Origin of the sequence: Cupriavidus sp. WS (assembly GCF_000395345.1) — a bacterium.
In the GTDB taxonomy this organism is placed as follows: Bacteria; Pseudomonadota; Gammaproteobacteria; order Burkholderiales; family Burkholderiaceae; genus Cupriavidus; species Cupriavidus basilensis_B.
Window position 1 is genome coordinate 1 of record NZ_AQPL01000112.1, and the last position, 11,543, is coordinate 11,543.

Annotated in this window: 10 protein-coding genes; 4 read left to right on the forward strand and 6 right to left on the reverse strand. The window is 71.5% G+C overall.

Features of this window, described 5'->3' with window-relative positions; translation table 11 throughout:
• Positions 1-74: 74 nt before the first annotated feature.
• The 4 genes from K206_RS0110750 to K206_RS0110765 all read right to left on the reverse strand — a co-directional run bounded on the left by K206_RS0110750 (position 75) and on the right by K206_RS0110765 (position 4,961).
• On the reverse strand, positions 75-1,799 hold the full coding sequence (locus K206_RS0110750; protein ID WP_020202416.1) for a lactate permease LctP family transporter: 1,725 nt from the start codon (positions 1,797-1,799) through the stop codon (positions 75-77).
• A gap of 194 nt (positions 1,800-1,993) precedes the next feature.
• Positions 1,994-3,472, reverse strand: a complete 1,479-nt coding sequence (locus K206_RS0110755) for a LutB/LldF family L-lactate oxidation iron-sulfur protein (RefSeq protein ID WP_020202417.1) — start codon at positions 3,470-3,472, stop codon at positions 1,994-1,996.
• On the reverse strand, positions 3,469-4,173 hold the full coding sequence (locus K206_RS0110760; protein ID WP_020202418.1) for an LUD domain-containing protein: 705 nt from the start codon (positions 4,171-4,173) through the stop codon (positions 3,469-3,471). Before K206_RS0110760 ends, K206_RS0110755 begins: the two co-directional genes overlap by 4 nt.
• Positions 4,170-4,961, reverse strand: coding sequence for a (Fe-S)-binding protein (locus K206_RS0110765; RefSeq protein WP_020202419.1), 792 nt, complete (start codon positions 4,959-4,961; stop codon positions 4,170-4,172). Before K206_RS0110765 ends, K206_RS0110760 begins: the two co-directional genes overlap by 4 nt.
• A 168-nt stretch (positions 4,962-5,129) precedes the next feature.
• Here K206_RS0110765 and K206_RS0110770 point away from each other — a divergent pair, with 168 nt between their 5' ends.
• The gene (locus K206_RS0110770) at positions 5,130-5,825 is read left to right on the forward strand and encodes a FadR/GntR family transcriptional regulator (protein WP_029043472.1); all 696 of its coding nucleotides are present in this window, start codon (positions 5,130-5,132) and stop codon (positions 5,823-5,825) included.
• 44 nt (positions 5,826-5,869) lie between these two features.
• On the opposite strand, the gene K206_RS0110775 is transcribed toward K206_RS0110770, so the two are convergent.
• Entirely contained in the window at positions 5,870-6,907 is a 1,038-nt protein-coding gene (locus K206_RS0110775; protein ID WP_029043473.1) for an AI-2E family transporter, read from the reverse strand.
• A gap of 230 nt (positions 6,908-7,137) precedes the next feature.
• On the reverse strand, positions 7,138-8,160 hold the full coding sequence (locus K206_RS0110780; protein WP_020202422.1) for a helix-turn-helix domain-containing protein: 1,023 nt from the start codon (positions 8,158-8,160) through the stop codon (positions 7,138-7,140).
• A 222-nt stretch (positions 8,161-8,382) separates the two neighbouring features.
• On the opposite strand from K206_RS0110780, the gene eat reads away from it, so the two are divergent.
• The 3 genes from eat to K206_RS0110795 form a co-directional block, all read left to right on the forward strand.
• Positions 8,383-9,822: an ethanolamine permease gene (gene eat, locus K206_RS0110785; RefSeq protein ID WP_020202423.1), complete on the forward strand. Its 1,440-nt coding sequence runs from the start codon at positions 8,383-8,385 to the stop codon at positions 9,820-9,822.
• A 9-nt stretch (positions 9,823-9,831) separates the two neighbouring features.
• Positions 9,832-11,214 (forward strand): ethanolamine ammonia-lyase subunit EutB, encoded by a 1,383-nt coding sequence (locus tag K206_RS0110790; RefSeq protein WP_020202424.1) that lies wholly within the window; start codon positions 9,832-9,834, stop codon positions 11,212-11,214.
• A gap of 10 nt (positions 11,215-11,224) precedes the next feature.
• Positions 11,225-11,543, forward strand: a 319-nt coding sequence (locus K206_RS0110795; RefSeq protein WP_020202425.1) for an ethanolamine ammonia-lyase light chain EutC, incomplete at its 3' end; no start/stop codon positions are given.

Below are 11,543 nucleotides of genomic sequence, written 5' to 3' on the forward strand. Positions count from 1 at the left end.
TGCCTTTGACTTTGAAGTTAAGAATTTGAAGTTAAAACCTTCGACTTTAAAGTCAAAAACCAAAATACCAAAAACTACGGCACCATCCCCGTCAAAACATAAGCCTGCACCATCGTAATCCCCCCCACGATCACCGCGAACAGCAGGCTGTGCTTCACCGTGAAGCGGAACAGTTCCGACTCCTTGCCCACCAGCCCGGTGGCCGCGCAGGCCACCGCGATCGACTGCGGGGAGATCATCTTGCCGGTCACGCCGCCCGTGGTGTTGGCCGCCACCAGCAGCGTGTCGGACACGCCGATCTGGTGCGCGGTGGTGCTCTGCAACGAGCAGAACAGCGCGTTGGACGAGGTGTCCGAGCCGGTCAGGAACACGCCCAGCCAGCCCAGGAACGGCGAGAAGAACGGGAACGCGGCGCCGGTGCCGGCCAGCAGCAGCGCCAGCGTGGAGGACATGCCCGAATAGTTGGCGACGAACGCGAAGGCCAGCACCAGCCCGATCGACAGGATCGGGCGGCGCAGTTCCGCCACGGTCTCGCCGAAGGTGGCCAGCGCGTCGCGCGGTTTCATGCGCAGCAGCACGGCGGAGATCAGCGCGGTCAGCAGGATGGCGGTGCCCACGGCGGACAGCAGGTCGAGCTTCAGTACCGCCTCGTAGGCCTTGGGCTGCGCCACGATGGGCGCGGCCTTGATGACCAGCTGGTCCAGCGCCGGCACCTTGAACTTGAGCACCGATCCGGCCAGCGCGCCGTTGCCGGCGAACAGCGCCTTGAACGACGGCAGGCTCCACACCGTGACGATGGCCGTCAGGATGCCGAACGGCGCCCACGCGCGCAGCGTCTGCGCGGTGGTGTAGGGCGAGGCGCGACGGTTGTCGCCCGCCACCTTGCCGAGGCCGCCCGCGGCCAGCCCGCCGCCCACGCGCGCCAGCGCCGCCGCGCCGCCGCCGCCCACGGCCACCGCGCCGCCGGCGCGCTGGCTGGCGCTGCGCGGCTGCCAGACCTTCAGGAACAGCGTCAGCGAGATCAGGCTCACCAGCGCCGAGGTGATGTCCGGCAGTTCCGGCCCGATGTGGTTGGAGGTGAAGTACTGCGTCACCGAGAAGCTGGCGCCCGTCACCAGCGCCGCCGGCCAGGTCTCCTTCACGCCGCGCTTGCCGTCCATGATGAACACCAGCCAGAACGGCACCGCCAGCGACAGCAGCGGCAGTTGCCGGCCCGCCATCGCGCCGATGCGCATGGCGTCGATGCCCGTTACCTGCCCCGCCACGATGATGGGGATGCCCATCGCGCCGAACGCCACCGGCGCGGTGTTGGCGATCAGGCACAGCCCCGCCGCGTAGAGCGGGTTGAAGCCCAGCCCGACCAGCAGCGCCGCGGTGATCGCCACCGGCGCGCCGAAGCCCGCCGCGCCTTCGAGGAAGGCGCCGAACGCGAAGCCGATCAGCAGCATCTGCAGGCGCTGGTCGTCGGTGATGGCCAGCACCGAGGCGCGGATGATGTCGAACTGCCCGGTCTTGACCACGATCTTGTAGAGGAACACCGCGGTCACGATGATCCACGCGATCGGCCACAGGCCGTAGGCAAAGCCGAACCCGGCCGCGGCCAGCGCCTGCGGCACCGGCATGCCGTAGGCCAGCACGGCCACGCCCAGCGCCAGCAGCAGCGTGATCGCCGCGGCCACGTGGCCCTTCATGCGCAGCACGGCCAGCGCGAGGAAAAAGAACAGGATGGGCAGCGCCGCCGCGAGCGCGGACAGCCACAAGCTGCCCAGCGGCGTGTAGATCTGGGTCCAGGGTTGCATGGTCGGGTCTCCTCCGATGGATGCGTTTGAAATGAACTTGAAGGGGGCGCCTTCTTGCGTGGTTTTGGTTTGTGTTTTGTGTTTTTCTTGTGGGCTTGTGGGCTGCAGGAGCGGTCCCGTCGCTGCGGGTTTGCTCCCCTCTCTCACTGCGTGGGAGAGGGGAGCAAACCGAGGGCAGGCCCAAAAGGCCGCGCCTACTCCGCCTGCCCCCGCTCGCGCAGCAGGTCCGACAGGCTGCGCGGCGCCGGCGTCAGCGGCGCGCGGTGCCTGGTCCAGCCCAGTTGCCGCGACGGCGCGAACGCGCGCAGCCGCGTCGCGGCCCAGCGGAACACGCGGTACGTGAACGGATGCGCGAACGCGCCGCTCCAGAAGCGCCACACCAGGTGCTCGCTGCGGCTGAACTTCGCGCCCTGGCCGCGCAGCGGGTGCGCGACCTGCTCGGCGGGATCGCGGTTGGCCTCGGTGCGCAGGCGGATCAGCAGTTGCGGGATCGGGATGCGCACCGGGCACACCTCGCCGCACGCGCCGCACAGGCTCGACGCGGTGGCCAGGTCGGCGGTGGCTTCGAGCCCCAGCAGGTGCGGCGAGATGATCTTGCCGATCGGCCCCGGGTAGGTGGTGCCGTAGGCATGGCCGCCGATGCGCGTGTACACCGGGCAGTGGTTCATGCACGCGCCGCAGCGGATGCACTGCAGGGTGGCGCGCAGCTGCTCGTCGGCGTAGGCCTGGCTGCGGCCGTTGTCGAGCAGCACGAGGTGGACCTCGCGCGGGCCGTCGCGCTCGCCGCGGCCGGCGTTGCGCGGGCCGGAGATCAGGTTGAAGTAGGTGGTGATGGCCTGGCCGGTGGCCGAGCGCGTCAGCAGGCTGGCCAGCGGCACGATGTGCTCGAGCTTGGCCACCACCTTTTCCATGCCCATGATGGCGATGTGCACGTCCGGCACGGTGGTGGAGAGGCGGCCGTTGCCCTCGTTCTCCACCAGCCACAGCGTGCCGGTGTCGGCGGCGGCGAAGTTCACGCCGGACAGGCCGATGTCGGCCTCGACGAAGGCCTGGCGCAGCGCGCGGCGGCCGGTCTGGATCAGCTCGTCCACGTCCTCGGTGTAGGGCGTGTCGGGGATGTGCTGCTCGAACAGCGCGGCGATGTCGCCGCGCGTCTTGTGGATGGCCGGCATCACGATGTGCGAGGGCTTCTCGCCGGCGAGCTGCACGATGTACTCGCCCATGTCGGACTCGATGCAGTCGATGCCGCGCTCGGCCAGGTAGTGGTTGAGCTCGATTTCCTCGCTGGCCATCGACTTGCCCTTGATCACGCGGCGCGCGCGGTGCGCCTGCGCGATGCCGTGGACGATGGCGTTGGCCTGCTCCGCGGTCTCGGCCCAGTGTACCTGCACGCCGGCCGCGGTGAGCTTGTCTTCCAGTTGCGCCAGCAGGTCCGGCAGGCGCGAGAGCGCATGCTGGCGGATCGCCTCGCCGAGGTCGCGCAACTGTTCGAGCTCGTCGCCGTCGGGGAACTGCACGGCGCGCTTGGCCTGCAGGAAGTCCATCGCGCCGCGGAAGCTGCTGCGCAGCTTGGGGTCGTCCAGCGCGGCGCGCGCGCGCGCCTTGAAGTCGGCCGCGGGGACGAAGTGCAGCGGGGCGGCGGCGGGTGCGCCGGAGGTGGCGTGTGTGCTCATCGTGCGTCTGCGCCGGCGGCGCGCGTCACGATGACCACCCACAGCGCGCGCGGGCCGTGCGCGCCGTAGGCCAGCGTCTGCTGGATGTCGGAGGTCTTGGACGGGCCGGACACCAGCACCAGGTTGGTCGGCATGCCGTCGCGCCAGCGCTCGGCGCGCGCGGCGGCGTGCAGGTCCGCGTGCAGGGTGTCGGCGTACACCAGCGCCACGTGCAGCGGCGGCACCAGCGAGACCGTGCGCGGCGTGCGCGCGTCCGGCGCCAGGATCAGCGTGCCGGTGGCGGCGATGCCGGAGCGCGCCACGGTGAAGCCGGCGTCCACGGTGTCGAACAGTTCGGCCTTCCAGTCCTCGATGGGGCGGTCGTAGGCGAGCGCCGCCACGCCGGCGGGCAGCGCCTGCGCCAGCGCCGCGCCTTCCGCGCCGGCCGGGTCCAGCAGCAGGCGGCGCACGCCGGCGGCGGCGAGCCTGTGGGCCAGTTGCGCCGGCCAGGCGTCGCCGCTCGCGCACCAGACCTGCGTGTGCGCGGCGTCCAGCGCGGCCTGCATGGCCTGCGCCAGGCCGGCCGGCGTGGCCGGCGCGCGGCGGTTGTCGAAATGCGCGTCGATGCGCGCGTCCAGCGCATCGACGGCGGTGGTGGCGGCGGCCGGCGCGGCGGCGCGCAGGCGGCCCAGCATGCGCTCGCGTGCGGAGAGTGCGCTCATGCCGGCTCTCCGTTGCCGCCGGTGCGCCGCCACAGGAAGCTGGCCAGGTGCTCCACCGGCAGCGGCGCGCCCTGGTGCCGCGCGGCGTGGCCGATGTTGAGCAGGCAGCCGCAGTCGGCGCAGACCAGCCGGTCGCAGCCGGTGGCGCAGGCCGAGGCGATCTTGTCCTGCACCATCGCGCCGGAGATGTCGGGATGCTTGAGCGAGAAGGTGCCGCCGAAGCCGCAGCATTCGGATTCGCGCGCGTGCTCGGCGCGCGTCACGCCGGGCAGCGCGTCGACCAGGGCCACGCCGTGCTGGCGCGTGCCCATTTCGCGGCGCGCCGCGCACGAGGTGTGCAGCACCACGGTTTCGTCGGGCTGGGCGGACACGGTGGCGTCGAAGCGCACCTTCAGCACGTGCAGCAGGAATTCGCTCAGCTCGTAGACGCGCTCGGCCAGCGCGCGCGCCTTGGGGCCGGCCACCGGGTCGTCGGCGAACAGCAGCGGCCAGTGGTGGCGCATCATGCCGGCGCACGAGCCGGAAGGCACGACGACCGGCCACGGCTCGGCGAACAGGTCCAGCTGCGCCAGCGCCACCTTGCGCGCCTGCTCCGGGTTGCCGCTGCTGTAGGCCGGCTGGCCGCAGCAGCTTTGCCCGCGTGGGAAATGCACGGTCAGGCCTTCGCGCTCGAGCAGGCGCACCGCGTCCAGGCCGGCTTGCGGCACGAACAGGTCGACCAGGCAGGTGGCGAACAGGTAGGCCTGCGCCGGGGCGGCGGCGGCGGGGGGATAGCGCCTTGGATTCATGTCTCGCTCCGTGGGGGGCGGTCGCCTGGCCATCAGGTCCGCCACTGTTTGGCGCATAATTCCGCGAGACGCGCCGCAGTTCAAATTGGTTGGACCAGCGGCGGGCGGGATGACACGGGGACGAGGATGGCGGGGGGCATGCAGGCGCGCGGGCGCGTGGAACAGGTCATGCGGAAAATGGAGACGGCGCTGCTCGACGGCACCTGGCCGGCCGGCACCCGGCTGCCCGCCGAACGGCTGCTCGCCGCGCAATACGGCGTGGCCCGCAACACCATCCGCGAGGCCATCCAGCGCCTCGGCGCGCGCGGCCTGCTGCAGAGCCGCCGCGGCGCCGGCGTGTTCGTCACCGAGCAGCTGCGCGCGGGCATCGCCTCGCCGTGGCGGCAACTGGTGGCCGACCACCCGGTGCTGCGCGACGACATCCTGGAGTTCCGCCGCGTGCTCGAAGGCGCCACCGCCTACTTCGCCGCGCTGCGCGCCGATCCGGCCGACCTCAAGCGCATCCGCGCGCTGCTGCGCGCGCTGGAGACCTCGCGCGAGCGGGACGACAAGGCCGCCGAGGCCGAGGCCGACGCGAAGCTGCACGAAGCCATCGCCCAGGCCTCGCACAACACCATGTTCCTGCACCTGCACACCAGCGTGATCGGCATGCTGCGCGAACACATCACCATCAACGGCACCGGCCTGCGCGTGCAGGACGAGGGCGCCTCGGCGCTATTGCTGCTGCAGCACCGCACGCTGTGCGAAGCCATCCTCGCGCGCCGCCCGGAGGAGGCGCGCACGGCCATGCAGACGCATATCGATTTCGTGCGCAGCCGGGTGGAGGTGGAAGCGGAAGCGGAAGGCGGGCCGGCGGGGCCTTGACCGGCGCCGGCGGCCGGATTGGTCCGACCTGGCGCGCGCCGGCCTCAGATCAGCTCTTTCGCCGCCAGTTCGCGCTTGAGATAGGCATAGAAGATCGGCCCGGCGATCACGCCGGCGATGCCGTAGACCGACTCCATCAGCAGCATCACCGTCAGCAGCTCCCACGCGGCGGCGTTGATGCGCGCGCCGATGATGCGCGCGTTGAGGAAGTATTCGAGCTTGTGGATCACCACCAGGTAGACCAGCGAGGCGACCGCGATCGGCAGCGAGATCGACAGCGACGCCACCACGATGCCCGCGTTCGAGATCAGGTTGCCCAGCACCGGCAGCAGCCCCACCAGGAAGGTCAGCGCCACCAGCGTCTTGGTCAGCGGCAGGTGCACGCCGCACAGCGGCAGCACCACCAGCAGGTAGATCGCGGTCAGCACGGTGTTGATCAGCGAGATCTTGATCTGGGCGAAGATGAACTGCGCGAAGGCCCGCTGCAGGTTGCGCGCGCGCTCCACCAGCGCGGCGGCCAGCGGCCTGCGGTTGGGCTTGGCGATGGCGCGGTACAGCGCCACCATCGCGCCGATCACCAGGCCGATCAGGATATGCGCCAGCGTGCGCAGCACCTCCGCGCCGAACTTCTGCGCCATCTGCGCGTGCTCGCGCAGCCACGCGATCAGCGCGTTGGCCAGCTCGTCCACGCCGCGCGGCAGCGCGTCGCTGACCCAGCCCGGCAACTGCGCGCGCGATTTGTCGATGATGTCGGCGGAGCGGATCAGCAGCGTGTCCAGCCGGTTGCCGTCGCCGCCGACGAAGCGGATCAGCGCCCAGCCGCCGAGCGTCAGCACCAGCAGCGTGATGGCGGACAGCAGCGCCACCGCCAGCGCGTCATGCTTCTGGTGCAGGCCGGCGAGCCTCGGCGCCAGCACGTCCACCAGCGAATACAGCAGCAGCCCGGCCAGCAGCGCCGCGACCAGGTTGGCCTGCATCACCACCCACAGGGCCAGGGCGGTGAGGACGTAGGCGGCCAGGCCGACGTTGAACCACGCTGCCTCCGGCAAGCGGGGCAGGCGTGGCGGATCGGGTTGATTCATCGAGACTCCTGCATGGACGGCCGCCCCACGCTGGCGGCCGGCATCTGTGGATGGTACGGCGCTCGATTGTCGGTCCCGCAGGCGGCTAAGGCAAGCGCGCCCGCGCGCGCAAAGGCGGGCGCGGCGGCGGGCCGGGCAATTTCCGGGGCAGCGGCGCGGCGGGAAGATGCAGGAAGAGGGCAGGAAGCGGCGGGGGAAGGGAAGCCGGGGAGCGGCCGGCGGGCGCGGGCCTAGTTCGCGCCGCCGCGCAGCGCCGCCGAAGGCAGCTCGCCGAACATGCGGCGATAGTCCTGGGCGAACTGCGAGAGATGGTGGAAGCCCCAGGCCGCGGCCACGTCGGAGACGGTGCGCTGCCCGGCGCCCGCGCGCAGGTCGCGGCGCACGCCGTTCAGGCGCAGCGCGCGCAGGTAGGCCGCCGGCGACATGCCGGCCACGTCCTCGAAGCAGTATTGCAGCGCGCGGCGGCTCAGGTGGAAGTGCCGGCACAGGTCGGGCACGGCGATGGGGTCCGCGGCGTGGGCCAGCAGGTAGTCGCGGATGCGCTGCACGGTGCGCTGGCGGTTGATGTGCGTGATGGTGGGGCGCGCGGCGCTGTCGTTCGCGGCCATCAGCAGGGTGACGAGGCTGCCCAGCAGGCGCTCCTGCAGGTCGCCGCAGGCCTGGGCGGCCTCGCTGGCGTCGGCGGTGGCGATGCCGTCCGGCGGGGCGTGGCGCGCGGCCTCGGACAGGATCTCCAGCAGCGCGCGGCACAGCCGGGCGCGCGCCCACGGCTGCACCGACAGCACCGCGCGCTGGCCCAGCACGCTGGCGGGGTCGCGGTGTTCCACCTCGTCCATGTAGCGCGCCAGTTCCTCGGCCCGCACCACGATGCCGAAGATGCCGAAATCCTCGGGCGTGCGCAGCTCGAATTCCGTGCCGCCGGGCCGCACCGCGATGTCGGTATGCGCGATGGCGGTGCCGCCCACGGTGGCCGGCGCCTGCGCGGAGGGCAGCGGCACGCCGAACCAGATCGCATCGGGCCAGGCCATGCAGGACTGGCGCAGGCTGCGGTTGGTGCGCTCGACGAACACCTGCGCATGCGGCAGCCACAGTTCGCGCACCTCGCCGGCGAAGGCGCCCGGCGAAAGCTGGTCGTAGGTCTGGTTCCAGCGCGACAGGTTGGCGGCGTGCTCGTCGGCGTCGCGCGCGGCGGTGACGCGGAAGGTGGCGAGGGCTGCGGGCGGGATGTCGCGGGTGGCGCGGGTGGTGTTCATGGCGAAGATTTGGGTACGCAGGACGATCCTGAACGTTGCAAGTTCCATTCCACCGGGGGTGCCGCGCCTGCCGGCCGCCGCATGCCACATTCGCGATGGTGCCGATTCGCAATGGTGCCGATTTTCGATAACGCTGCCCGCGCGCTTTTGGCGATGATGCCGGAAACGCCGCGGCCGGGGCAACGATCCGTCGCCGGCACACCGTCCGGAGAAACCCTAGCCATGTCCAGCCAGCCCCCGCATCCGCCGTCCCCGGCCAGCCCCCCGCACCCGGCCGGCGGCGGCACGCTCACCCGGACGCTCGGCACCGTGCAGCTGTGGGGCATCGCCGTGGGGCTGGTGATCTCGGGCGAATACTTCGGCTGGAGCTTCGGCTGGGCCAGCGCCGGCACGCTGGGCTTCATGGTCACGGCGCTGGCGGTGGCCACCATGTACGCCACCTTCATCTTCAGCTTCACCGAGCTGACCACCAGCATCCCGCACGCGGGCGGGCCGTTCGCCTATGCCTACCGCGCGTTCGGCCCCGGCGCCGGCTACCTCGCCGGGCTGGCCACGCTGATCGAGTTCGTGTTCGCGCCGCCGGCCATCGCGCTGGCCATCGGCGCCTACCTCAATGTGCAGTTCCCGGGGCTCGATCCCAAGCATGCCGCGGTCGGCGCCTATATTGTGTTCATGGGCCTCAACATCATCGGCGTGCGCATTGCCGCCACCTTCGAGCTGGTGGTGACGCTGTTCGCCATCTTCGAGCTGCTGGTCTTCATGGGCGTGGTGGCGCCGGGCTTCTCGGTGGCCAATTTCGCCCGCGGCGGCTGGGCCGGGCAGGACGGCTTCTCGCTGGCGGCGGTGCCCGGCATGTTCGCCGCGATCCCGTTCGCGATCTGGTTCTTCCTCGCCATCGAGGGCGTGGCGATGGCGGCCGAAGAGGCGCGCGACCCGCGCCGCTCGATCCCGATCGCCTACACCACCGGCATCCTCACGCTGCTGGCGCTGGCCGTGGGCGTGATGGTGTTCGCCGGCGGCGCCGGCGACTGGACCCGGCTGGCCAACATCAACGACCCGCTGCCGCAGGCCATGAAGATGATCGTGGGCGAGCACTCGGGCTGGCTGCACATGCTGGTGTGGCTGGGCCTGTTCGGGCTGGTGGCGTCGTTCCACGGCATCATCCTGGGCTACTCGCGGCAGATCTTCGCGCTGGCGCGCGCCGGCTTCCTGCCGGGCTGGCTGGCGCGCGTGCATCCGCGCTTCGCCACGCCGCACCGCGCCGTGCTGGCCGGCGGCGTGGTGGGCATCCTCGCCATCTACAGCGACGGCCTGATCGTCATCGGCGGCCAGCCGCTGACCGCCAACATCGTCACCATGTCGGTGTTCGGCGCGCTCACCATGTACCTGTTCAGCATGGCCAGCCTGTTCCGCCTGCGCCGCAGCGCGCCGGACATGGCGCGGCCCTGGCGCACGCCGTGCTATCCGGTCTTCCCGCTCGTCGCGCTGGCCGGCGCGCTGGTCTCGCTCGGCGCGATGGTCTGGTTCAACCCGCTGATCGCGCTGCTGTATGCCGGCGTGCTGGCCGTGGGCTACGCGCACTACCACTGGCGCGCGCGCCACCAGGTGGCACACGGCGACCTCGCCGGCGGCGCGCCCGCGCAGGTGCCCGCCGCCGACTGAGATACCGTCATGGCCTTCACCCACACCGTCGGCGTGCGCCGCCACCTGTTCGCCGACCTCAAGACGCTGCTGGCCAAGGCCAGCCCGGCGCGCTCGGGCGACTACCTGGCCGGCGTGGCCGCCGCCAGCGAGGAGGAGCGCATGGCCGCGCGCATGGCGCTGGCCGAGGTGCCGCTCGCGCATTTCCTGCGCGAAGCGCTGGTGCCGTATGAGGACGACGAGGTCACGCGCCTGATCCTCGACCGGCACGACCGCGAGGCCTTCCGCGAGATCGCCGCGCTGACCGTGGGCGACTTCCGCAACTGGCTGCTGCTGCACGAGACCGACAGCGCCACCCTGGCGCGCGTGGCGCCCGGCATCACGCCCGAGATGGCAGCGGCGGCGAGCAAGCTCATGCGCAACCAGGACCTGGTGGCGGTGGCGCGCAAGTGTCGCGTGGTCACGCGCTTTCGCAACACCATCGGCCTGCCCGGCCGGCTCTCGGTGCGGCTGCAGCCCAACCACCCGACCGACGATCCCAAGGGCATCGCCGCCTCGATGATCGACGGCCTGCTGTACGGCTGCGGCGACGCCACCATCGGCATCAACCCGGCCACCGACAACCTCGGCGCCATCGTCACGCTGCTGCGCCTGATCGACGACCTGCGCTGCCGCTACGACGTGCCCACGCAGTCGTGCGTGCTGACCCACGTCACCAACACCGTGCGCGCCATCGAGCAGGGCGCGCCGGTGGACCTGGTGTTCCAGTCGGTGGCTGGCAGCGAGCGCGCCAACGCCGGCTTCGGCATCGGCCTGGCGCTGCTGGCCGAGGCGCACGACGCCGCGCAGAGCCTGGCGCGCGGCACCGTGGGCAACAACGTGATGTATTTCGAGACCGGGCAGGGCAGCGCGCTGTCCGCCAACGCGCACCACGGCGTGGACCAGCAGACGATGGAGGCGCGCGCCTACGCGGTGGCGCGCGAGTTCTCGCCGCTGCTGGTCAACACCGTGGTGGGCTTCATCGGCCCCGAGTACCTGTACGACGGCAAGCAGATCATCCGCGCCGGGCTGGAAGACCATTTCTGCGGCAAGTTGCTCGGCGTGCCGATGGGCTGCGACGTCTGCTACACCAACCACGCCGAGGCCGACCAGGACGACATGGACACGCTGCTGACGCTGTTCGGCGTGGCCGGCATCAACTTCATCATGGGCGTGCCCGGCGCCGACGACATCATGCTGAACTACCAGAGCACCTCGTTCCACGACGCGCTCTACCTGCGCGACACGCTCGGCCTGCGGCCCGCGCCCGAGTTCGAGGACTGGCTGCGGCGCATGGGCATCCTCGGCGACGACGGCCGCCTGCTGGAGCCGGGCGAGCGGCAGCCGCTGCTGCAGCTGGCGCACGGACTGTGAGCCGCCCGCCATGTCCCGCAAGCTGACCCAGCCCAATCCGTGGCAGCGCCTGCGCCAGTTCACCGCGGCGCGCATCGCGCTGGGCCGCGCCGGCAACAGCCAGACCACCGAGACCGTGCTCGCCTTCGGCCTGGCCCACGCGCAGGCGCGCGACGCCGTGCACCTGCCGCTGGCGCGCGCCGACATCGAGCAGGCGCTGGCCGCGGCCGGCTTCGCCAGCGTGCCCGCGCACAGCGCCGCGGCGGACCGCCAGCACTACCTGCGCCGGCCCGACCTGGGCCGCCGCCTCGACGACGACAGCCGCGCGCGGCTGGCGCAGGCGCGCCCCG